The organism is Streptomyces sp. NBC_00285 (assembly GCF_036174265.1).
Lineage (GTDB): Bacteria > Actinomycetota > Actinomycetes > Streptomycetales > Streptomycetaceae > Streptomyces.
In genome coordinates this window covers 647,337-670,228 of the sequence record NZ_CP108055.1, presented here as the reverse complement: position 1 = coordinate 670,228, position 22,892 = coordinate 647,337, and the positions used below count along the sequence as shown (strand labels likewise).

Below are 22,892 nucleotides of genomic sequence, written 5' to 3'. Positions count from 1 at the left end.
GGAGCGAGAACGGTCACGAAGAGCCCTCCACGGTCTTGTCGCCGCCCACCGCCGCCTTGACATCGTTATCGAAGGTCGAGGCGGCCTTGTCGACGGAGGCCTGACCGGTCGTCACGGACTCCATCGCCTTCTGGATCGCGGTCGAGACCTGGTTGTAGGCGGGCAGCCCGGGACGGTAGTGGGTGTCGGCGACCAGCTCGGTGAAGAACTCGTTGGTCGGCACGGACTTGAGGTACGTCGGGTCCGAGGCGACGTCCGTGCGCACCGCGATGTTGGCGTTGGTGGCGTTCCACCGGGCGGCGTTGGTCTTCGTCTGGAGTGTGGTCGACAGGAACTTCCACGCGAGATCGGGGTTGCCCGCCTTCGCGGGGATCGACCAGGCCCACCCGCCGGACATGCTGGTACGACCCGGTGCCTGGCCGTTCTGCGTCGGCATGGCCGCGGTGCCCATCACCGACTGCCACTCGGCCCACGGCTTGGCCGCCGACGAACTCCAGTTGTTGGGCATCCAGGAGCCGTCGATGTCGATCGCCAGCTTGCCCTCGGGGATCAGCTCCGTGCCCACGGCGGTGCCGAAGTTGGCGCCGAGCGCCTGCTCCTTGGACGGGCCCAGCCCCTGGCCGTACACGGTGTGGACGAAGTCCAGCGCGTCCTTGAAGCCCTGGCTGCCCACGACCCACTTCTTCTGCGAGGCGTCGTAGAGCGACTTGTCGCCGGCCGGGGTGCCGTACAGCAGCATCTCGAAGCCCTGCATGGAGGACGCCTCGCCGCCCGCCTGGCCGGTGTACAGGTTGAGCGGGGTCACCCCGGGCAGCTTCGCCTTGATCTTCTTGGCGACGGCGATCACGTCGGCCCAGGTCTTCGGCTGCCAGGGCACGGCGACCCCGGCCTTCTGCAGAAGCTGCTTGTTGTACCAGATCCCGCGGGTGTCGGTGTCGTCCGGGACGGCGTAGACCTTGCCGTCGGAGGCTCCGGTCACCGCGCCCTTGGCGGCCTTGGCGTACTGCGACCAGTCGGCCCACTTCGCGGTGTAGGTGTCCAGCGGCTTGAGGTAGCCGCCCGCGATGTCGGAGTTGATGAGCGCGGTGTCCTCGTATACCAGGTCGGGTGCCGTCGCGGGGGAGCGCATCATGAGCTGGATCTTGGTGTAGTAGTCGTTCTCGGAGGCGGTCACCGGCACCAGCTTGACCTTGGTGCCCGGGTTGGCCTTGGTGAACTCCTTCACCATCGTGTCGAGGAAGTTGGCCTGGAGCTTGTTCGTGCTGTCCAGGTTCTGCCAGTAGACGACCTTGATGGACTTGGACGAGCTGCCTGACGAGCCCGAACCGCAGCCGGTCAGGGCCAGGGCGGTGGCGGCGGTGAAGGCCGCGGCGGTGATGATTCTCGAGCGCACAGTGGTTCCTCCGGGACGCGAAACCTGAGGGAAAGCCGCGAGTTCTTGGGGCCGGGAGACCAGGTCGGACGGCGGTTCCACGCTCGGCGCCGCACTGCGCTGACTGGCCAGGTGGCCGGATTTTATGGGCGTAGCTAAATCCATTTGATGGATGAAGTCAATGCTTCGAGTATGTAAACTTTCGTCCGTCGGAGGACTCGTCGAGGCCCTCCGAGGGGGGATCGGGGTAGACGTGAGGGGATCAGGTGACCGACAGGTGACGATGCTCAGCGGGACGAACCTGCCGCGGGTGGGCGGCTACAACCAGGCCGTCGTCCTGGACGCCATCCGCACCACGGGACAGGTGAGCCGGGTCGAACTGGCCACCCTCACCGGCCTGACCAACCAGACCGTCTCCAACGTCGTCCGCAAACTCCTCGACGCCGGCCTGGTGGCGGAATCCGGCCAGGCCCCGTCCAGCGGCGGCAAGCGCCGCACCCTGCTGACCATCCGGGCCGACGGGGCCTGCGCCGTTGGCGTCCACCTGGACCCCGACGCCGCGGTCATCGTGGTGGTCGACCTGGCCGGCGAGGTGATCGGCAGCCGCCGCCTCCGGCTCACCGACCCCGGCGACCCGGCCGACGTCGTGGACCGGATCGCCCGCGCGACCGGCCGGCTCCTGGACCGCAGCGCCGTGGACCGCACCCGCCTGCTCGGCCTCGGCATCGCCGCGCCCGGCCCGCTCGACGGCACCACCGGGGCCGTGGTCTCCCCGCCGAACTTCCCCGGCTGGGGCCGCGTCCCCCTCGCGGACATGTTCGCCGAGGCCACCGGCCTGCCCGTCGCCCTCGACAACGACGCCACCGCCGCCGCCATCGGCGAGCGCTGGATCGGCGGCGCCGACCGGGCGGGCAGCTTCCTGTTCATCTATTACGGCACGGGCGTTGGCGCCGGCATCGTCCTCAACAACACCGTCCTGCACGGCGATTCGGGCAACGCCGGCGAGTTCGGCCACATGGCCGTGGAGCCCGGCGACCGCGTCTGCCAATGCGGCGCCATGGACTGCCTCGGCCCCTACGTCAGCCCGGCCGCGATCATCGACGACCTGCTGCGCCTGCACGGCCGGACCGCCGCTGACCGCATCGGCCTCACCGGCGCCCCCGACTCGGTCCACGACGACTGGAAGGTCCTGCGCCGCGCCGTCCGCGCGGGCGACCCCGACGCCGGCGACGTCGTACGACGTGCCGCGCGCCGTATCGGTGAGGCGGCCCGGGGCGCGGCCAGCCTCCTCGACGTCAGCCGGGTCGTCCTCGGCGGCGAGGCGCTGCGCGGCATCGAGCCGATCATCCGCGAGGAGGTCGAGGCCGCCGTCAACCGCACCTCCGTCGCCCGTACGATCCGTGCGGTCACCGTCGAACAGAGCGTGATGGGCGAGACGGTGGGCGCGGTCGGGGCGGCCTCGCTGGTGCTGCACGGGAACTACGCGCCGGGGTGGCGGATGTTGACGGAGGTGCCGGCCTGACCTCGGCCGGGCCGCTGGCGCTCTCAACGCTTTTGCTCTCAGGTCAAGTTGAGCCCGCCGTCGAGGACGATGACCTCACCGGTCAGATAGCTGCTGCCGAGCACCGAAGCCACCAGGTCGGCCACGTCGGCGGGCCGGGCCGGACGGTGCATGGGCGCGCGGTTCCGCCACAACTCGTGCGCCTGGATCCAGTCCTTCGTCATCGGCGTGTCCACCAGGCCCGGGGCCACCGCGTTCACCCGCACGTCAGGCCCCAGCGCGGCCGCGAGAAGCCGGGTCACATGGTTCAGCGCGGCCTTGCTCGCCGCGTACGGCACCGAGGACCCCTTGGGCCGTACCCCGGCGTGGCTCGTGATGTTCACGATGCTGCCGCCCCCGGGGGACTGCCGTAGCGCCGGAAGGGCCGCCGTGCACAGCACCCAGGGCGCGATGAGGTTGACCTCCAGCAGCTGCCGCCAGTCCGCCGGTGTCGCCGCGGCCAGGTCCGCGTGCGGGATCGGCCGGCTGATACCCGCGTTGTTCACGAGCACGTCCAGCCGCCCGAAGTGACCGAGCGCGGCCTCGACCAGCCCCCGGGCCTCTTCCTCCACCTCCAGATCGGCCCGCACATACGCCCCGCCGAGTTCTGCCGCCAGCGCCCGGCCGGCCTCCGTGCTGCGCCGCGAGTGCACGACGACCCGCATCCCGTCCGCCGCCAGCCGCCGTGCGACCGCCTCCCCGATCCCCGACGTGGACCCGGTGACCAGGGCGACGGGGCGATCCCCTTGCTCGATGCTCATGACCATGATCGTGCCACGAGCGGTCCACGACCGATCCGGAGGTCGAGCGCTCCATCGGACGGAGGGGGACCTCCCGGGACAGCTGTGCCGCTCACTCCCGCAGGGGGTATCGCCGGGGGGCGTGTGGGGAGACGGAGCAGGCTGGACCGACGTTGCCGCTGTCGCTCACTTACATGATGGGAAAGTCGAAATAGGTGTCCGGATACGGTTCGTCCGTGAGCGTGTAATGCCACCACTCGCAGTCGTACGCACGGAAACCGCTGGCCTCCATGAGGGTACGGAGATGTTGACGGCTTCTCGCTTCGGCTTGTGTGATTCCTTGTGCTCCATGGTGCGAGATGGAATCCATCAGGTCATGGGCTCCGCCCATGGGGAGGATCTCTTGGGAAGCCAGGTCGTAGAGCGTGAGGTCAATGGTGCTGCCCCGACTGTGACCCGACCTGGCAGCCACATATCCCTGCTCGAACATCTCGGCTCGGTCGATGTTCGGATAGTGTCGCGCCTTCGTGCGGCCGTCCTCCGGCTGCTTCGACCAGCGTACGAAGCAGTCGACGGCGCGCTGCGGGCGATAACCGTCCCAGAGGAGCAGGCCGAAGCCCAGGGATTCGGACTTCTCACGCGCTCGTTCCAGCCCTTCGCACAGCGCCCTCGTGCCGACGATCCGGTTGGCCAGATACCCGTCCACGGGCTTTCCGGTGAAGTTGTCCCAGGTGGCGTACTTTGCGTCCCAGCGCATGCCGGCCTTACCGGACGCAAGCTCGTCCGCGAAGACGAAGTCGTCCTTCATCGGCTCTTCCCTGTCAATGCCAAGGACAGGATGCGGTCGATCACATCACCGAGCGGAAAACCTGCTGCTGCCATCATGCGCGGATAGCGGCTGTACGAGGTCATGCCGGGGAATGTGTTGACCTCGTTGAGGACCACTGCTCCGTCCTCCTTGAGGAACAGGTCCACCCGCGCGAGACCGCTGCACCCCAAGGCGCGGTATACGGCCATGGCGGTCTCCTGGACGAGCAGGCGGGAGTCAGCGGGAATGTCGGCGGGAACGATCGCCGTCGAGTTGTCGGAACCGGCCTCCGGCGTATCCTCCTGGTGGATTCGGAAGAACCCGTGCGAGAGAGCGATCCGGTCCACCTCGCCCACCACGAGATCGAGTTCGTTCCCCAGGATGGCGCAGCCGATCTCGCTGCCGACGACGGCCTCTTCGATCAGAACCTTCGCGTCGTACTGCCGTGCGGTCTCCACCGCCCTGTGCACTTCTTCTGCCCGGGACACCTTGGTGACGCCAAAGGACGAGCCCGAACGGGCCGGCTTCACGAAGACTGGAAAGGTGAGCAGGTCGAGATCGATGTTCCGGTCTGCCGCAACCGTCCAGAATTTCGGCGTGGCGATTCCCGCGCTCGCGGCGACCGTATAGGCAAGTGATTTGTCCATGCATACTGCGGAACTCTGCACATCGCAGCCCGCATAGGGAATGCCGGAGAGCTCAAGCAGCCCCTGTATCGCACCGTCCTCGCCGCGCTTGCCGTGCAGCACGGGCAGCACGACCTCCAGAGGGATCGTCTCGTACCGCCCCTGCTCCTGCCCCTGTTCCTGGACGAGTAGTCCGTGCACGGTGCTGTCCGGCGACAACGCGGCCGGACGGCAGTTTCCGCTCTCCCAGTCCGCGTGGGGGCCGTCACAGAGCTTCCAGGCGCCGTCCTTGGTGATGCCGATGTAGAACGGTTCGTACTTCTCGGCATCGAGGTTCCGGGCGACCTCTTGTGCGGACTTGACGGAGATGTGGTGCTCTTCGGAACGTCCGCCGAATATGATGCCGACCTTCAGCTTATCCATGCTGGTTCCCGCTTTCGAATTTCAGGCAGTTGGTGAGGGAGTTCTCGACCGTGTCACGCAGGGCGTGGTCCGTGTAGTACGCGGTGTGCGGGCTGATGAGCACATTCGAAAGCTCCTGCAGCCGCAGCAGTGACTTGCTTTTCATGGGTCTGGTTCGGCAGTCGGTGTAGAAAATTCCTTCCTCACCCTCGACGACATCCAGTGCCGCACCGGCGACCCTGCCGCATTCCAGTGCCGATATCAGCGCCTCGGTGTCGATGAGCGCTCCCCGTCCGGTATTGACGATCAGCGTTCCGTGTTTCATGCGCTCGATACTCTGACGATTCAGCAGATGATGCGTATCCGCATTGAGCGGTGCATGGAGTGTGACCAGGTCGCTCTGCTGCAGCAGTTCGTCCAGGGGAATGTATTCTGCGGTCGTTTTGGGATGGCTGTCGTGGGCGAGTATGCGGCAACCGAAACCCTGCAACCGGTCGATGACCGCAGCGCCGATGCGGCCTGTACCGATGACGCCCACGGTCAGATCGCGCAGTTCTCTGCCGCGCACTTCGTTCAGCCGGAAATCGCGGGCATCCGAGCGGCGGAGGAGGGACTTTGCGTCGCGCACCGCCATCAGCATCAGCATCAGCGTGAAGTCGGCCACGCTGTCCGGCGAGTAACTGACGTTTTCCACCGTGATGCCGATGCTGTCCGCGTAATCCACATCGATGTGGTTGCACCCGATGCTCCGCGTGGATATATACGTCACGCCGGCCAGGCCAAGCGCAAGGAGCGTGGCGTTGGCGATGCGGGCCTTATGGCCGACGCTGATACATCGGCTTCCGGCTGCCATTTCGATATTCGCTTCGGATACCGGTGCGTCCGTAATGGTCGGCGTCACGCCGTAGCGTGGCGCCAGCTCTCGGAACAGGACAGCCTCATCGGGGCCGCATCCATAGACGGTGACGCGGGGCGGTTCGCTGTAGGTCATACGTACAGTCAAGGCCGTGTGGTGTTGCCGGAACGTATGTGGTTTTCGATATGCCGGCGATACACTGTGGGGCATTTACTGGGGGCATGGCTTACAAGGAATCAGCGTGACCCCCCTCAGCCTCGGCGAGATCGCCGAAATCGTCGGCGGGACGGTCGAGGGCGATGCAGCCGTGACGGTGACCGCACCGGCCGTGCTCGACGGTCGGCGCGCCGAACCGGGCGGTCTCTTCGTGGCCTTCGCCGGTGAGCATGTCGACGGCCACGCATACGTCGGCCAGGCCGGCCGGGCCGGTGCGGTGGCCGTGCTCGGCTCCCGGCCCACGCCGCTGCCCACCGTCGTCGTCGAGGACACCCAGGCCGCGTTGCAGGCGCTCGCCGCGCACGTCGTGGCCCGGCTGCGCGACGGCCTCACCGTGGTCGGGGTGACCGGTTCGCAGGGCAAGACCAGCACCAAGGACATGCTGGCGGCCGTGCTGTCGAGCGCGGGGCCGACGGTCGCCACGATCGGCTCGCTCAACAACGAACTCGGCGTGCCGCTGACCATGCTGCGTGCGGACGCCGCCACCCGGTTCCTCGTTCTGGAGATGGGAGCCCGCCACATCGGCGACATCGCCGCGCTCACCGGTCTGGTCGCGCCCGACATCGGCGTTGTCCTCAACGTCGGCCAGGCCCACCTCGGCGAGTTCGGGTCCCGCGCGGCCATCGCCGAAACCAAGGGCGAGCTCGTGCGGGGGCTCGCGCCCGGAGGCACCGCCGTCCTCAACGCCGACGATCCCCGCGTGGACACGATGCGGGCGCTCACCGACGGGCCCGTGCTGACCTTCGGACAAGCGGAGCACGCCGACGTGGCGATGCTCGATCTGAATCTCGACGGGCTCGGCCGGCCGTCCTGCACCCTGCGGACCGCCGACGCCTGCGCCCCCGTCGCGCTGCCGCACGTGGGCGCCCACCAGGCGCTCAATGCGTCGGCCGCAGCTGCAGCGGGTCTGGCGGCCGGAGTGAGCCTCGACATGGCCGCGGCAGCGCTGGCCACCGCTTCCTTGTCCCCGTGGCGGATGGAACCGCGCGTCCTCGCCGGCGGCGCGATGCTGCTCAACGACTCCTACAACGCCAACCCCGACTCGACCCGCGCCGCCCTGGACGCGCTGGCGGCGATCGAGGGCGGGCGCCGAATCGCCGTACTCGGCGAGATGCTCGAACTCGGCGACGACAGCGCGGCCGAACACCGCGCCATCGGGGAGTACGCCGTCGCCCGGGCCGACGTGGTGGTCGTGGTCGGCGAGGCCGCACGGGCGATCGCCGACGGAGCGGGGGAGCGGGCGGTACCGCTCGACGGCAACGGCGCGGCGGTCACCTGGCTGCACGGCCACCTCGCCGCCGACGACGTGGTGCTCGTCAAGGCTTCCCGCGGGGCACGCCTCGACGAAGTGGCCGCCCAGCTCGCGTAGTCGGCCTCTGTGGCCCTCGGCGTCATGTACACAGGGCCTACCGCCCACGGCGTCTCATGTAGAGGTCGAAGGCCCGGTAGACCATAGGCCGCAGGGGCAGGTCCCACTCGCCCACGTACCGCACCACCTGACCGCCGGTGCCGACCTTGAACCGGATCAGCCCGACGTGCGGGTCGTCGGCGTCGAGGGTGGGGGTGATGCCGCGCAGGTCGTAGACGTCGCAACCGGCCGCGAGCGAGTCGCGGATCATCGCCCACTGGCAGGCGTTGGAACCGCGCACCTCGCGCTTCCTGGTGGAGGAGGCGCCGTAGGCGTACACCGCGTGGGCACCGACGCGGACCAGGATGGTGGCGGCGACCAAGTCGCCCTGATGGCGCGCCAGACAGAGTTTGATCCGCTCGGGATCCTCCGCACGCAGCGCGGCGAACATGGTCTCGAAGTAACCCAGCGGCCGGGGCGTGAAGCGGTCCCGCTCGGCGGTCTGGACGTAGAGGTCGTGAAACGCCCTCAGGTCCGATGTGACCGCCCCTTCCGCGCCGACCGTGACCTCGACTCCCTCCCTGGCCGCCTTCTTGATGTTGCGGCGCCATTGTTGACTCATGCCTTTGAGTAGCTGGTCCTCGGTCCTGCCGGCCAGCGGAAGCTCGTACTTGAACTGCGGATGCCCGACCCCGAAGCCGTCCTGAGGGCTCTGCGGCAGCCAGCCCGCACCCCTGAGCCACCTGGCCACCTGGGCGCCGACCGGGTCCGACCACGGGCCCGGTACGTCGGTGAGCCGCTTGCGGCCCGGGTCGGCGACACCCTCCTTGACCTGTTCGGCGCTCCACGTGTCCGTGCGGACCGGCGGGCCGAGCCGGAGCGCGAACGCGCCGTGCGCCTTGAGATGGGCCGCCAGCGGGTCGAGCCACACGCCGAGGTTGCCGGTCCAGTCGATGACCGGGCCTTCGGGCAGATAGGCCAGCGTGAACCGTTCGAGCTTCGGCACCGGGCGGTGCAGGACGAGCCCGGCGCCGACCAGGTGCCCGCCGTCGAACCAGCCGAGGGACTCGCTGCGCCACTCGGCTTTCACACTGCCCCAGGCCGGTGTCTGCAGGAAGCTGGCCGACCGCTGCGATCGTACGTACGCCAAGTGCTCAGGGGCGCTGATCGGCCTGACGGTCAGAGGCCCGCCCGAGGCGCTTGTCTCCGAGTACCTTCGGGGCTCGGCTGCTGCTTGCACCGGTTCGCTGTAGGACATGCCGCCAGTCAAGGCAATGCGGTGTTGCAGGCGCGTATGCGGTTTTCGATACGCCGACGATATGCTCCGGATTCTCCGGTGCAGCGCCCCAACGGGATGTGGTCACCATCTGACGCGGGCCGCCACCGGCCGGCGGTCGCTTCCGGTGGACGGCAGCAGCCACGAGCTCTGCGGCTCCACGCCCCGCGTGAGGATCTGGTAGATCCGCACCATCGGGAGCTTCGCCGGCGCGTTGCCGGGACGGGCCGTGCGGAGTCGCCCGGACCCGCACGGCGCGCCTGCGGTCACGGCTTGATGCCCACCCCGGCCCATGCGCTGACCTCGGCGTCCGTGAGCTCCGGGCCCGGGCCCTGCGGGTCGTCGGGGCGCCAGCGGTGGGTCAGGGAGACGCCGGGTTCGAGCAGGTCGAGTCCCTTGAAGAAGCGGGCGACCTCCTCCCGGCTGCGGACCTGGGCCCGGGTGCCCGCGGCGGCGTAGATGCCGACGAGCTTCTCCCAGAGCGCCGGAGCGAAGTCGCCCGTGCAGTGGCTCACGGCCAAAGCGCTGCCCGAGGGCAGGGCGTCCATGAGGCGGGCGACGGTGCCGTACGGGTCCCAGTCGTCCGGCACGAAGTGCAGGATGGCGTTGAGGGACAGGGCCACCGGCCGGTTCAGGTCGAGGGTCTTGGCCAGTTCGGGGGAGCCGAGGATCGCCTCGGGGCCGGTGAAGTCGCCCTGGACGTACGCCGTCCGGCCCTCGGGTGTGTTGCGCATCAGGCGCTCGGCGTACTTGAGGACCAGAGGGTCGTTGTCGGCGTACACCACCCGTGCCTCGGGGGCCACGGACTGGGCCACCTGATGCAGGTTCGGCTCGGTGGGGATGCCGGTGCCGATGTCCAGCCACTGCCGGATGCCGTACTCCTGCGCGAGGACGCGGGTCGCACGGTGCATGAAGGAGCGGATCTCGCGGGCGCACGTGAAGATGCCGGGGTAGGTGGCCGCGACGGTCTCGGCCGCCTGCTTGTCGACGTCGAAGTGGTCCTTGCCGCCGAGGTAGTAGTCGTACATCCGGGCGGAGTGGGGCCGGCTGGTGTCGATCTCCCGCGCGGCGTGCGAGTTGCTCATCCTGTCCCTTTCAAGTGGTGTGCGTGGGGTGTCGGGCGGGTCGCTGCCGGGGCAGGTCCGGCTCGGGTCGTGGATCAGCCGGCCGTCAGATGGTCGGCGAGGCCCCGCTTGACGCCCGCGACGAACGCGGCGATCTCCTGCGGGGTGTAGATCAGCGCGGGTCCGGCCGGATCGGTCGACTGCCGCATGGCGACCCGGCCGTCGGCCAGGAGCTTCGTCTGCACGCACTGCCCCCCGTTGGGGCCGCTCCACGGGGACTCCCAGCCCTGGTCACCGAGTTCGGCGGCGGGCATCCCGTTGTAGACGTGGCAGTCGGTGCCGGTCATGAGTACTCCTTGCGCATGCGGTTCAGGAGTGCCTTGCTGTCCGCGTCCGAGGTCAGCAGGGACATGCGGTTGTGCGCCTCCAGGTGCGCCGACACGTCGGAGCGCTGATCCAGGTACATCGCGCCGGAGAGAACCTCCGTGTAGACGATGTCCGGCAGTTCCGGTTCCTCGAAGCGGAAGTAGGTGAACGGCGCGCACGCCCCCACGTGGGCGCCGGCGGCGAACGGCACGACGTCGACGCTGACGTGCTCCAGTTCCGAGGCCTCCAGGAGCCGATCGATCTGCTCCCGCATGACCTCGGCACCGCCGACCACCCGGTGCAGTACGGCCTCTTCCATCACGACCCACAGCGTGGGCGCGTCGGATCTCTCCAGCAGGCTCTGGCGGCGCAGCCGCAGGTCCACGCGGTGTCCGAGGTCCTGGTCGCCCTCGTTGGGGAAGCCGCCGCGCAGCACTCCGCGCGCGTAGGCGTGGGTCTGCAGCAGGCCCGTGACGTAGTGGGGCTCGTAGGTGCGCAGCGTCCTGGCGCCGGCCTCCAGGCTGACGTAGGCGCTGAACCAGTTCGGCAGCACATTGCGGTACATGTGCCACCAGCCGGGCTCGTTGGCCCGCTCGGCGAGGGCGATGAACTCGTCGATCTCCTGCTGGTCGGCCCCGTAGGTCTCCAGCAGCTTCTCCACGTACAGCGGCTTGAGGGAGACTTCCGCCTTCTCCAGGCGGCGGATGGTCAGCGACGTCACCCGCAGTGCCCTGGCCGCGTCCTCCAGGGAGGCCCCCGCGTCCTGCCGCCGCTCCTGAAGACGGCGGCCCAGGATCATGCGCAGAACGGTGGGAGCACTGGTGCCACCCGTGCCCGTACGGCCTTCGCTCATGTCCTGACCTCCTGAGGGACTGTCACCGGCCCGAGTCTGACAGTGGCTTGGTGACGCCGCCAGACCGATACCGGCTTTCTGAAATTATCAGGCAGCTGGTTGCAGGTTGAACTTGGGTGCGAGCATAGTTACTTGTGTGACCCGTGCCGCCGAACGCGACCACGGTGACGCCAACCGCTATTACCCTCCCGTGTGTTGGCACCGTCCCGATTCCCGATGCGTCTCGCCCGGCCGCGCCGCCGCCCCCACGGAAGGCCAACACCGTGTCCCCCCTCATGACTTCGTCCCGTCAGCTGTTAGACGCCGCGGACCCGGAGCGAACACACTGGATCGAACTCCCCGCGCAGCGCTCCAGCGTCGGCGTGGCCCGGCGCTCTGTCGGTACCCGGCTCAAGTCCTGGAGCCTGCCGGGCGACGTGTGCGCCGACGCGGTACTGCTGCTGTCCGAGCTGGCCACCAACGCCGTGTGCCACACCCTCAGCGTGCGCATCCTGTGCGGCATCGGACTGGTCACCGAGGGGGTGTTGAGGCTGGAGGTGCACGACCACGACCATTCGGGACCCACGCTCCGTCAGTGCCGGGCGGGCCTCGACGACGAGGGCGGGCGCGGACTTTTCCTCGTGGAGCAGCTTGCGGACTCCTGGGGGGTGGTCCGCTCCAGGCTGACCGGAGGCAACGCCGTATGGGCGAACCTGACGGCCTGAACTAGCGCACGGCGGGCGTGAGTTCGGCGAGCAGCAGCGTGCGGTCGTCGGCGCCGGCCGGGTCGGAGGGGGCGTGCAGCAGCCGTCGGCACAGGGCGGGCAGCGAGTCCTGGCTCTCGGCGGGCTCGGCGGCGGCCGTGTCCAGGGAGCGGGCGAGACGGGCGATCTCGTGGTCTATGTCGGCGTCCCGGGACTCGACCAGGCCGTCGCTGTAGAGGACGAGGAGGGCCGGGGCGTCGATCGTCAGCACGGTCGGTTCGTAGGTGCCCGCGCCGAGTCCGAGCGGCAGGCCCGCGCTGACCAGCGTGACCGGAGCGGTCCGGCCGTCCGGCCCGCGCAGCAGCGGGGGAGGGTGACCGGCGCCCACGAGGGTGCAGGTGCGGCGCCGGGCGTCCCACTCGGCGTAGATGCAGGTCGCGAAGGAGGCGCCCGGGGTGTCGCTGGCGAGCGCGTCGAGCCGACGTACGAGATCGGCGGCGGGGATGTCCAGGCTCGCCAGGGTGCGGACGGCGGTGCGCAGCTGGATCATCGCCACGGCGGACTCCGGACCGTGCCCCATGGCGTCCCCGACGATGAGGCTGACCCGGTCGTCGGGCCGTCTCAGTACGTCGAACCAGTCACCGCCTATGATCGAGCCCTGCCCGGCGGGGAGGGAGCCGTGGGCGATGCGGCAGCCCTCGACCTCCTGGATCGTGCCCGGCAGCAGACTGCCCCGGATGGCCAGCGCGGTACGGCGCTCGTGTTCGTAGCGGCGCGCGTTGTCCAGTGCGACCGAGGCGCGCGCGGCCAGCGACTCCACGGCCGCGACCTCCGCGGTCACGAAGGGCTCCCGGTCCGGTCCGCGCGTGCAGGCGACGAAGCCGATCGCGCCGCCCCGCAGCCGCAGCGGCACCACCAGGAACGAACGCGCCTTCAGGAGCTCGCCGAGCCGCGCATCCTGGCCGGCGGAGGCGGCGAGCCGCTCGGCCGTGTGGTCGTCGACCGCGTCGAGCAACTGCGCGTGCCCGTCGACCAGCGCGCGGGCGTGCGGCGTCTCACGGGGGAAGACGATCACCTCACCGACCGGCAGGACACCGTCCCAGGACTCCGGCGCGTCCGTCCCCACGCGCAACGCCAGGCGCCGCGCCTCGATCTGGGCGGGATCCGCACCCGCGTACGTCGTCTCCTCGCGCCGCCACCGCTCCAGCAGATACAGGGACGCCGCGTCGCAGAAGCCGGGCGTCAGCGCGTGCACGACATGGCTGCCGGTCAGCCCCAGGTCCAGCTCCGAGCCGATGACGTCGGCCGCGGGGGAGAAGGCCGACCGGCGGGGCGGGGGCACGGCGGCGGGGGTGTCGTCGGAGCGGCTGCGCGGTTCGTTCCGCAGGGTCGTGGTGCCTTTCCGGGTGGGGGTCCGGGTGCCCGGCGGGGGCAACTGATCGCCAGGCGTCGACGGCAACTATATGATGAGGCGTCAAGTACCTTGGTGGGGAAGGACGTTCTGGTGACCGACACGGATGCTCTGCCGCCAGGTGCCGAACCCGACAAGGCGAGCGTAGCCCGGATGTACGACGCGCTGCTGGGCGGGGAGCACAACTTCGCCATCGACCGGGAGGCCGTGGCCGCCGTCACGGCCATCGACCCCCAGGTGCGCATGCTGGCCCGTGCCAACCGCGCCTTCCTCGGACGTGCCGTGCGCTTTCTGGCCGGGCAGGGGATCCGGCAGTTCATCGACCTCGGCTCGGGGATCCCGACACAGGGCAACGTCCACGAGGTGGCGCAGACGGCGAGCCCGGGCGCCAGGGTGGTCTACGTCGACAAGGACCCGGTGGCCGTCGCCCACAGCACCTCCCTGCTCGCCGATAACCCGCACGCGGACATCGTCGACGCCGACATCCGGCGTCCGGACGACGTCCTGTCCTCACCGCAGGTGCGCAAGCTGATCGACTTCGATCAGCCGGTCGCCGTGCTCATGGTCGCGATCCTGCACTTCGTCACGCCCGAGGAGAACCCGGCCGGCGTCGTCGCCGCGTTCCGGGACGCCCTGCCCGACGGCAGCTGGCTGGCCCTGTCCCACGCCACCAACGAGGACCGCCCGGACACCGCCGCCGCCGTGACCCAGCTGTACCGCTCCCGGGCCACCTCCCCGGTCACCGCCCGCTCCCACGACGAGATCCGGGACCTCTTCACCGGCTTTGACCTCACGGAACCGGGCCTGGTGCACGTGCCCCTGTGGCACCCGGACGAGGACATCCCGGAGAACCCGTCGGAGTACTGGGTGTACGCGGGGGTCGGCCGCAGGAGCGGGTGAACGGCGCGTGGCCTCCTGCGGGTACTGCATCGGCAGGAGGCTCACGCCCCGCGGGGACCTTCACCCCGCGATGGAGTCCAGCTGTTCCGCCGCCGGGCGCAGGGCCCACAGGTCGCCGCCGGGCGGTGCCGCCAGCTTCGGGACCGCTCTCCGGGCCCGCGCGTCACCCGCGTCGGCTGCCGCGTGCACGACGTCGGTCGCCGCGTACCGGAGGAACTCCAGCTCGGGATGGGGCCAGGCGGCGGACCCGGTCGCGGCGGGCAACAGGTAGTCCACCGCCTTGAACAGGCTCTGACCGTCCGGACCGCGGTACGCCCACAGGTCGACGCCGACGTGCCGGCCGATGGCCGCGAGCCGCGTGTAGGCGACCAGGTCGAACGTCGAGTAGTGCCAGCTCCGGGTGCGGGCCAGTTCCTGCGGCTGGCTCCCGTCGGGTGCGATCTGCGGCGCGACGCGCTTGCTGCGGGCGTCCAGGACCGTCCGGCGGGCCAGGGCCGTGTCCCCGGTAGCGCAGGCGAGGCCGGCGAGCAGCATGTCGTAGAAGGTGCCGTGGTTGTTGGCGGCGGCGCCCTCCTGCTTGCCGAAGTCGCTGTCCTTGAGCCAGCCGAGGAAGTCGGAGTTCCAACGGGCCATGCCGGTACGGTCCTTCCGGCTCCAGCCCGGCGCACCCGTGTCCAGCAGCGCGAGCGCGTCGACGATGCCGGTGTACGACTGCGAGAAGTCGATGATGCCGATGGCGCGGCCGTCGTACCTGCAGGGGATGAACTGGGCGTGGTCGAGATTGGGGTTCATCCGCGTGGCCGGGTCGAGGAACCAGGCGCGCAGCACCTGCCCGGCCTTCTCGGCGTACCGCTTCTCGCCGGTGTAGTACCAGGCGAGGGAGAGGTCGTAGGCGGAGTCGAAGGTCTTCTCGACGTCCTGACGGTCGGTGCCGGAGTCGACTTCGGGGTTGCGTTCGCCGTCGCGCTGCACGTAGGGACAGCCCCAGGGGTTGTCCGCGGCAGGGGGCTGGGAGGGCCACCAGTAGGGGGCCTGGCTGAGATAGTCGTGGACGTCGCCGCCGGGGGCGGGCCTCGGCTTGTCGACGACGGTCCAGGGGCCCTGGTCCAGCCACTTGTCGGCACGGGACGTCAACGCCCGCACCGCGCGCCGGAGTTGCGGGTCGCCGTGATCGAGTCGGACTTTCGTCCGCTGCAGACGTGTGCCGTCCAGGACCACGGTGTGCGGGGCCACGGTCTGCGCGGACACGGGTGCGGAGAGGCCTGTGGTGAAGGCGGCCAGGGCCGTCAGGAGGACGCACAGCCGGGATCGCGCGCTCATCGGGCGACCCCGTTCAGCCGGCGCTGGGCCTCGTACAGGTTCCGTGGCCGCACGGCGCCCGGACTGCCGTACAGCTCCAGGCGGCTGTGCAGATCGCCGGTGAAGTCGGGTGTGTCGATCTGGTCGAACTCCCTGACCTCGTCGATGCCGACGGTCGCGGAGCAGGGTGCCAGGCCGTCGATCCTCACCAGCCCCGCGCGGCCGTTGGTGACCCGGACGTTCCAGTGCGTGAACCGGGCGCCGAACAGGGGACCCGCGCTCGCGTCACCGCCGTGACGGCCGTCGTTGTTCACGGTGATGTCGGTGCGGACGTCGGCGAAGGGCAGGCCGCGATGACTGTCGAAGGTGCCCATCCGCATGTCTCCGCGCGACCAGACGTTGTACGACGACAGGCCCTCGACGTTGATCCCGTGCAACTGGGTACCCGCGGGCGCGGGGATGGTGCGTTGCTCGATCGTGAAGTCCTCGACGAGGTTGTCGTGCGAGCCCTCGCGGCAGAAGTAGGGGTGATGCGAGCCGCGGCCCGCCACGCGCGTCCGGCGCAGGGTGCACGCGGAGGCGGCCACCAGGCCGAATCCGTTGTCGACATGACGGACCGTCACGTCGTCCACCCAGCAGTCGTACGCGCACTGGAGCACGACGCCGTTGTGCCCTTTGTCCAGCAGGTGCGGCTGCTGGGGTGTCTGTACCGCCTCCAGGGTCAGCCCCTCGACTCCGGCGCCGGTCAACTCCGGGACGTGCGTGGTCAGTTGTGGAGTCCACTCCGGGCGTATGTCGAGCGGGAGGGGGCGTTCGAGGGTGACCTTGCGGCCGTGGAGGCGGGCGATGCGGACGGGCCACTCGTAGGGGACGTACGAGGTCAGTTTCGTCTTGTCGTCCCAGGTGTAGGCCTCGGGTCCGGGGCCGCCGCCGCACATGTGCTCGAGGAGGGTGTGGTCCGCGTCGTCGCGGAGCCGCAGCAGGACCAGGGCGCCCGGACGCAGCGACGACGCGTCGGTGACCGTCACCGTCCAGGAGCCCTGCCGCGCCGGGGCGACCGTCGTGAGGGGCCGCCACTCGTCGCGCCGGTTGCCCGTCCAGCCCTCGAAGGGCCATGCCCTGGACCGGATCGCGGCGACGAGCGACTCCCAACGGGCCCGGGGTGCCAGCCAGATGAGACCGCCGGCCCAGGACCAGGACGACTTGTCCCCGCCGTAGCGGGAGCCGTACACCCCGATCAGCTCGGTGAGGTTCTTCGTCGCGTACAACGTGGTGCGAGCGCTGCCGGCGCCCTTCAGGACCACGTTCGAGCGGTCCAGGCGTATGACGTCGTCGATGCGGAATGTGCCCGGCGGGACGATGACCGTGCCGCCGCCGGCCTTTCCGGCGGCGGCGATGGCACAGTTGATCGCGGGAGTGCAGTCGGTCGAGCCGTCCGCCACGGCGCCGAAGCGGCGTATGTCGGCGACGACGGGGCGGCGGGGGAAGTGCGCCGCCCCGCCGCGGCAGCCGGCTCTGCCGACGTAGGGGATCTGTGGGTGGGTGAAGGGGGTGCGGTTGAACTCCCGCCACAGTGAGGGGACTTCGCTCGCGTGGGCGGCCGGTGAGGCGACGGTGGCGGCTGCCACGGCGGCAGTGCTTCCCAGCAGCGTTCGCCTCGTCATGCCCATGACATTCGGTTGCCCCTGGGGGTCCGTGTGCGCATTGCTCATGTCCGTTCGCCCTTCCCATGTGCTTTTCATGGATGTGAACGACGTTCAGAAGTGCGTTGGCCGGTGAGCATGCCACGAGGCTCTTCCGGACGAAAGAGGTTGCGCAGAGGTTAATTGGCCACGTCTGTGAACGGACCACAACGGCGAGCCCCGCCGACAGAGAGTCTGTCGGCGGGGCTCGCCGTGTGGGTGGCGCCCGGAGCTACCGTCGGCTCTTGCCGAATGCGATGACGCCGGTGACCTTCGAGCCGGTGAGGTTGTCGTAGACGACCTCACCGCCGGACTTCTTCCAGATCTTGATACGGAAGGTGTCCGGGCCGTCGGTGGCGGTGACGCGGAAGGCGTACCCGCTCTTGCCGTTGACGGTGCCGGATCCCTGGTAGACGGCCTGGGAGCCGGTGACCACGAGCCAGTCGGCGCCGGTCGAGCGGAACGCCAGCCGGGCCGGGCCGAAGTCGAAGGAGACCTTGCCGAGCGGCGCGACGGCTCCTCTCGTGTAGGCCGCCGCGAGGGAGAAGGTGGCCTTGCCCGTCAGGCCCGGCTTGGCCGGGTAGGCGCCGGCTCGGGAACCGACGACGCCGGCGCCGAACACGGGCCCGGCCGAGCGGTCGTAGACGATCAGCTCGGGCAGTGTCCTGCTGTCCGAGGCGCCGTCGTCGTCGGTGATGGTGATCACCGGACGGCGGATCCCGGCCTTGGTGTAGGTGTGCTCGGCCCGGCAGCCCAGCGCGGCGACCTTGCCGGACTGCGGCTTGCTCCCGTCCTTCCAGTCGACCACGCAGGTGTGGGTGTCACTCCTTCCCGGGTCGGTGAACGAGGCCGTGACGGCCGTGCGCTTCCCGACCGGTACCGGGGACTTCGGACCCGTGGCCGAGACGACGGCCGGCGCCGCGTTGGTCACCTTGACCGTCGCGGTGTCGCTGCTGCGGCCTCCGGTCAGGGTGAGCGTGAAGGTGCCGTTGTCGGTGCAGGTGACCGTCGTGGCCGCCGCCCCGGGGGCGGCGACGGTGCAGGGCGCTCCCGCTGCGACGGTCCACTTCGGGCTGCCCGCACCGGAGATCGTGCCCTTCAGCGCGATCGCGTCGCCTTCCTTGCCGGTGACGTCGGCACCGGCGTGCACGATGGTCACCGGGTCGACTCCGGTCAGGGTGGGCACGACCTTCTTGATCAGGCCGTCGGAGCCGAACTCCATCTTGTCGATGGTCGTTTCGCGGTGCATGCCGTCACCGCCGGGGATGGCGAACCGGTGATAGGCGATGTACCAGTCGTCGGTGCCCGGCACATGGACGACCGAGTGGTGGCCGGGGCCCTTGATGCCGAGGGAGAGGTCCTTCTCCAGGATCACGCCCTGCTTGGTCCAGGGGCCGGTGGGGGAGGCACCGGTGGCGTAGGCCACGCGGTAGTTCTCGTCGCGGGTGTCGTTCTCCGACCACATGAGGTAGTAGGTGCTGTTCCGCTTGATGACGAAGGTGCCCTCGTTGTAGCCGCTGGGCGTGATGTCCTTCATCTTCGTGAGGTCGAGCGAGGTCATGTCGGCGTTCAGCGGGGCCACGTAGGCATGGCCGTTGCCCCAGTAGAGGTACGACTGCCCGTCGTCGTCCGTGAACACGGCCGGGTCGATCATCTGGCCGCTGAACTGGCCCGCCTTGAGCAGCGGTTGACCCAGCGCGTCCTTGAACGGTCCGGTCGGCGAGTCGGACACCGCGACACCGATGTTGGCGTCGGCGCAGAAGTAGAAGTAGTACTTCCCGTTCTTCTCGGCGATCGTCGGCGCCCAGGCCCTGCTGTCGGCCCACGAGATGTCGGGGCCGAGGTCGAGGATGACGCCGTGGTCCTTCCAGTGGACCAGGTCGGTGGAGGAGTAGGCCTTGAACTGCGTGCCGCTCCAGCCCTCGAAGCCGTCGGTGGTCGGGTAGATGTAGAAGGTGTCGCCGAAGCGGACGATGTTCGGGTCGGCGTTGAGACCCGGCAGGACCGGGCTCCTCATGACGAGCGCCGACACGGTCCAGGTGCGCTTCTTGCCGTCGGACCCCGTCACCTCGTACGTCACCGGCTTGCTGAAGTCCTGCACGCTGCCGGAAGCGGGGCTGATCGCCGCGCCGTGCGCGAGGGTGAACTCCGGTGCCAGCGCGGTGAGATCGGTGCCCTCCTTCATCGGCAAGGTGACCTTGCTGTCCGCGTTGTCGACGATCGCGTCGACCTTGAGCGACGGGTGCGTGGCCTTGGCGATGCCCGCGGTGTTGCCGCTGAGCTCCATCACCTCCGCGGCCGTCAGGGCACGGTCGTAGATGCGGAAGTCGTCGACCTCGCCGCCGAAGGCCGGGTCGCCGTCGTACAGGGACCTGCCGATGTAGCCGCTGTAGTCCTTGTTCGCGTCGTACAGCTCGGACGGCTTGATGGTGGTGGTCGTACGGGCCGCCTCGACGCCCTCGACGTACAGGACCATCGTGCCGGTCGCCCCGTCGAGGGTGACGGTGACGTGCCGCCACTGGCCCGGCGTGAGCTGCGAGCCGGCCGTCAGCTTCGACTCCGCCGACCAACTCGCCTTGGTGATCGCCGAGTAGAGGCTGTTGCCGCCGTTGGAGGGCGTGGCGAACAGGTACTTGTTGCTGTCCGGGCCGAGCCCGAACAGCCACTGGAAGCTGCTGCCGCCCTTCCACTTGGCGTACGTCGACACGGTCACGCTGTCGGCGTTCTTCAGCACACCGTTGGGGATCTTCACATACGGCGAGCCTGAGTCGCCGGACATCTTGAACGAGCCGCCGTCCACACCGGTGCCGAAGTCGGGCGTGCCGACGTAGGTCCCGTGGTAGCCGTGTCCGCTGGAGTCACGGGCGATGTTGCCGCCGCTCTCGTCGAAGCCGTAGTGCAGCAGCAGGTCGGCCGGTACGTCGGCGCCTTCCTGCGACACGGTGACCTCGGCCTGGACCGGGAGTGCCGCCCCGTTGGGCAGGCTTCCGGTGACCGTGAACGTGCCGGCCTGTGCGTACTTCGACGCCGGGACCTCGTCCCAGGTGACGGCGACGGGCCGCTTGACGCCGTCGGCGTAGGTGGCGACGACGGTGGCCGGCAGCACGGGGGCCGTACCGATCCGGGTCTTCACCGACACGGTCTCGACGCTCTCGACGAGCTGGTCCGGCTGATAGGCGCCCAGGAGACGGTCGTACTCGGCCTGGGTGACCGGCAGGACGGTGCCGTGGCGCGGCTTGGCCGGCAGGTCGTAGTCGGCGACCGGGGTCCAGTTGCCGGAGTCGAGGTCGGTCGTCTCGAACGGTATGTAGCCGCGGCCACCGAACTCGTCGAGGAACGCGTACCACTTCTCCTCGGTGTTCGACTTGAAGACCAACGGCCCCTCGGCGGCGTTCATCGCGCCCTTGCCGATGCCCTCCGCGACAGCGGTCCAGTTCGGGTTGAGGATCGAGTCGCTCTTCTCCTCGAAGATGAACTTGCTGTTGGGCGTGGAGGAGGTGTTGTTCCGCTCGTCCTTGGAGAGGCGGTAGTAGGTGCCGTTGTTCTGGATCATCGTGGAGTCGATGACCGAGTAGCCGCGGTCGACCCAGACCTTGGGCTCGCTGAACGCGTAGAAGTCGCGGGTGGTCGCGTACATCATGCGGTTGTACGTGTCGCCGGAGTGCGCCGCGTTGTCGTACAGCTTCGACGCCCAGAAGACGACGTACTCGCCGAGCTTCGCGTCGTAGAACGCCTCGGGAGCCCAGGTGTTGCCCGCGCTGTCGGGGGAGATCTTCACCAGCCGCTGGTTCGTCCAGTGGACGAGGTCGGTGGACTCCCAGACCATGATGGACTTGCTGCCGGTGCGCTGGGAGGCGTCCCAGTCGCCGTTGCCGTAGATCCTCAGGTCGGTGGCGATCTGGTAGAACTTGTCGCCCTCGGGGGAGCGGATGATGAACGGGTCGCGCAGGCCCTTCTCACCGAGGGTGGAGGTCAGGACCGGCTTGCCGTCGTTCAGCTCCCGCCACTTCAGCGGGTCGTCGCCCTTGCTCAGGGCGGAGTACAGCTGCTCGCCGTCCGAGGTGCCCTCGCCGGTGAAGTAGCTGAACATGTAGCCCTTGAGGGCCTGCTTCGCGGGGAGTTCGGGGACCTTCGCGGTGAAGGTGCGGGTCGCCGTCGCCTCGCCCTTGGTGACGGTGGCGGTCAGGTCCACGGTGGTGGCGCCTGCGCCGTGTGCGGGGCGGTGGACGACGCCGTCGGCGGAGACGACGTCAGGGGTCGCGGAGGACCAGGTGACGTCCGTGCCGTAGTCGCCCGTGGCGGGGAGGGTGAGGTTGCCGCGGACGTCGTCGAGGTTCTTGACGCCGAGGGCCTGCGCGGCCCGCTCGGTGGCCGTGCGGTCGTCGAAGTCGGGCAGGACCGTGACGTCGAAGCTCTTGGTGTCGGTGACGGTGCCCTTCTTGAGGGTCGCCGTGAGGGTGGCGTGTCCGTCAGGCTCGCCGGCGGTCGGCCGCGTCACCTTCCCGGTGTCGGTCACCACCTGCGTGTTGTCGCTGGCCCAGCTGATGTTCGAGCCGCCGGCCGTGCCGGTCTTCGGCAGGTCCAGGTCGGCCGTGACCGCGCCGGTGTCGCCGAGGCTCAGTGCTGCCTTGTCGTCGGTGACGCCCTGCGTGGCGATGGGGAGGGAGAGCTGCTCGACCTCCGAGGTGTTCAGGGCGCGGTCGTAGACGCGGAAGTCGCGGATCCGGCCCTTGAGGAGCTTGTCACCGGAGTAGACGGACTTGCCGATGTAGTTGGCGGTGGTGGAGCCGGAGCCGATGGCGCCCGGCGTGATGGTGACCGCCGTGTTGCGGCCGACCTCGACACCGTCCTCGTACAGCACTCCCGTGCTGCCGGTCTGGGTGTAGGTGAGCTGCTTCCACACCGCGCGGGTGAGGTTGTGCCCGTCGGAGGGCTTGGTGGTCTGCTCGGTCGACCAGTTGCCGGTCGCGATCGAGGTGCGCAGGGAGTTGCCGGTCGTGAACAGGTACCCGTTGCCGTTGCCCCCGCTGGAGTTGCCGAAGCCGTAGACGAAGTACGGCGTGCTCTGTGCGGAGTCGATCAGCACGTCCGTGGAGACGGTGATCGAGTTCATGCCCTTCATGACGTCGTCCGGCACCTTGACGTAGGTGTCGGAACCGTTGAACGCGAGCCCCTGCCCGGAGCCCGACCAGTCGGCGGTCCCGTTCACCGTGCCGTCGCGGCCGTTGCCGGAGGCGTCGGTGACGGTGCTGCCGGAGCCGCCGTCGAACTTGTACCAGAGAGCCAGGCCGCCGGTGACATCCGCCGGGTCTGCCGCCTGGGCGGTGACCACGGGGGCGGCGAGGCCCAGGAGAAGTGACGCGGCGGTCAGACCGGCGAGGCGGCCCGCCCGGCGTCTCGCGCGGGTGCGCGGACGTGCGAAGTACGTCATATGGGTTTTCCCTGCTGAG

The 22,892-nt window shown here is 69.3% G+C and carries 18 protein-coding genes; 4 read left to right on the top strand and 14 right to left on the bottom strand.

The window, feature by feature from the left end; all coding sequences use genetic code 11:
* Positions 1–13 precede the first annotated feature (13 nt).
* Positions 14–1,393 (bottom strand): extracellular solute-binding protein, encoded by a 1,380-nt coding sequence (locus OHT57_RS03200; RefSeq protein WP_328744326.1) that lies wholly within the window; start codon positions 1,391–1,393, stop codon positions 14–16.
* Positions 1,394–1,655: 262 nt separating this feature from the next.
* Here OHT57_RS03200 and OHT57_RS03195 point away from each other — a divergent pair, with 262 nt between their 5' ends.
* A complete protein-coding gene (locus tag OHT57_RS03195; RefSeq protein ID WP_328753104.1) occupies positions 1,656–2,894 on the top strand; it encodes an ROK family transcriptional regulator in 1,239 nt (412 codons plus the stop codon).
* Positions 2,895–2,932: 38 nt separating this feature from the next.
* Here OHT57_RS03195 and OHT57_RS03190 read toward each other — a convergent pair whose 3' ends face one another.
* From OHT57_RS03190 to OHT57_RS03175, 4 genes are all read right to left on the bottom strand, one after another.
* Positions 2,933–3,673, bottom strand: a complete 741-nt coding sequence (locus tag OHT57_RS03190) for an SDR family NAD(P)-dependent oxidoreductase (protein WP_328744325.1) — start codon at positions 3,671–3,673, stop codon at positions 2,933–2,935.
* Between the two features lie 169 nt (positions 3,674–3,842).
* On the bottom strand, positions 3,843–4,460 hold the full coding sequence (gene vanX, locus OHT57_RS03185) for a D-Ala-D-Ala dipeptidase VanX (RefSeq protein WP_328744324.1): 618 nt from the start codon (positions 4,458–4,460) through the stop codon (positions 3,843–3,845).
* A complete protein-coding gene (gene vanA / locus OHT57_RS03180) occupies positions 4,457–5,509 on the bottom strand; it encodes a D-alanine--(R)-lactate ligase (protein WP_328744323.1) in 1,053 nt (350 codons plus the stop codon). The genes vanX and vanA overlap by 4 nt, the downstream gene beginning before the upstream one ends.
* A complete protein-coding gene (locus OHT57_RS03175; protein ID WP_328744322.1) occupies positions 5,502–6,479 on the bottom strand; it encodes a D-isomer specific 2-hydroxyacid dehydrogenase family protein in 978 nt (325 codons plus the stop codon). The genes vanA and OHT57_RS03175 overlap by 8 nt, the downstream gene beginning before the upstream one ends.
* Positions 6,480–6,585: 106 nt before the next feature.
* Between OHT57_RS03175 and OHT57_RS03170 the strand changes: the two genes are divergently transcribed.
* Positions 6,586–7,929: a UDP-N-acetylmuramoyl-tripeptide--D-alanyl-D-alanine ligase gene (locus OHT57_RS03170; RefSeq protein ID WP_328744320.1), complete on the top strand. Its 1,344-nt coding sequence runs from the start codon at positions 6,586–6,588 to the stop codon at positions 7,927–7,929.
* Positions 7,930–7,966: 37 nt separating this feature from the next.
* Here OHT57_RS03170 and OHT57_RS03165 read toward each other — a convergent pair whose 3' ends face one another.
* From OHT57_RS03165 to OHT57_RS03145, 5 genes are all read right to left on the bottom strand, one after another.
* Entirely contained in the window at positions 7,967–9,166 is a 1,200-nt protein-coding gene (locus tag OHT57_RS03165) for a lipid II:glycine glycyltransferase FemX (RefSeq protein WP_328744318.1), read from the bottom strand.
* Between the two features lie 102 nt (positions 9,167–9,268).
* The gene (locus OHT57_RS03160) at positions 9,269–9,454 is read right to left on the bottom strand and encodes a hypothetical protein (protein ID WP_328744317.1); all 186 of its coding nucleotides are present in this window, start codon (positions 9,452–9,454) and stop codon (positions 9,269–9,271) included.
* Complete coding sequence (locus OHT57_RS03155; RefSeq protein ID WP_328744316.1) at positions 9,451–10,269, bottom strand: SAM-dependent methyltransferase; 819 nt, start codon at positions 10,267–10,269, stop codon at positions 9,451–9,453. The genes OHT57_RS03160 and OHT57_RS03155 overlap by 4 nt, the downstream gene beginning before the upstream one ends.
* A 74-nt stretch (positions 10,270–10,343) precedes the next feature.
* The gene (locus OHT57_RS03150; protein WP_328744315.1) at positions 10,344–10,595 is read right to left on the bottom strand and encodes a DUF397 domain-containing protein; all 252 of its coding nucleotides are present in this window, start codon (positions 10,593–10,595) and stop codon (positions 10,344–10,346) included.
* The gene (locus tag OHT57_RS03145; protein WP_328744313.1) at positions 10,592–11,467 is read right to left on the bottom strand and encodes a helix-turn-helix domain-containing protein; all 876 of its coding nucleotides are present in this window, start codon (positions 11,465–11,467) and stop codon (positions 10,592–10,594) included. Before OHT57_RS03145 ends, OHT57_RS03150 begins: the two co-directional genes overlap by 4 nt.
* 275 nt (positions 11,468–11,742) lie before the next feature.
* On the opposite strand from OHT57_RS03145, the gene OHT57_RS03140 reads away from it, so the two are divergent.
* Positions 11,743–12,171, top strand: coding sequence for an ATP-binding protein (locus OHT57_RS03140; protein ID WP_328744312.1), 429 nt, complete (start codon positions 11,743–11,745; stop codon positions 12,169–12,171).
* 1 nt (position 12,172) lies between these two features.
* Here OHT57_RS03140 and OHT57_RS03135 read toward each other — a convergent pair whose 3' ends face one another.
* A complete protein-coding gene (locus OHT57_RS03135; protein WP_443053418.1) occupies positions 12,173–13,609 on the bottom strand; it encodes a PP2C family protein-serine/threonine phosphatase in 1,437 nt (478 codons plus the stop codon).
* 45 nt (positions 13,610–13,654) lie between these two features.
* Between OHT57_RS03135 and OHT57_RS03130 the strand changes: the two genes are divergently transcribed.
* Positions 13,655–14,461 carry an SAM-dependent methyltransferase gene (locus OHT57_RS03130; protein ID WP_328744311.1) on the top strand — a complete coding sequence of 269 codons (807 nt, stop codon included), beginning with the start codon at positions 13,655–13,657 and terminating at the stop codon, positions 14,459–14,461.
* A gap of 60 nt (positions 14,462–14,521) precedes the next feature.
* Here the strand turns inward: OHT57_RS03130 and OHT57_RS03125 are convergent, their stop codons facing one another.
* From OHT57_RS03125 to OHT57_RS03115, 3 genes are all read right to left on the bottom strand, one after another.
* Entirely contained in the window at positions 14,522–15,781 is a 1,260-nt protein-coding gene (locus tag OHT57_RS03125) for an alginate lyase family protein (protein ID WP_328744310.1), read from the bottom strand.
* Positions 15,778–17,430 carry a glycosyl hydrolase family 28-related protein gene (locus tag OHT57_RS03120; RefSeq protein WP_328753102.1) on the bottom strand — a complete coding sequence of 551 codons (1,653 nt, stop codon included), beginning with the start codon at positions 17,428–17,430 and terminating at the stop codon, positions 15,778–15,780. The genes OHT57_RS03125 and OHT57_RS03120 overlap by 4 nt, the downstream gene beginning before the upstream one ends.
* Positions 17,431–17,674: 244 nt before the next feature.
* Positions 17,675–22,873 carry a family 43 glycosylhydrolase gene (locus tag OHT57_RS03115; protein ID WP_328744309.1) on the bottom strand — a complete coding sequence of 1,733 codons (5,199 nt, stop codon included), beginning with the start codon at positions 22,871–22,873 and terminating at the stop codon, positions 17,675–17,677.
* Between the last annotated feature and the right edge of the window lie 19 nt (positions 22,874–22,892).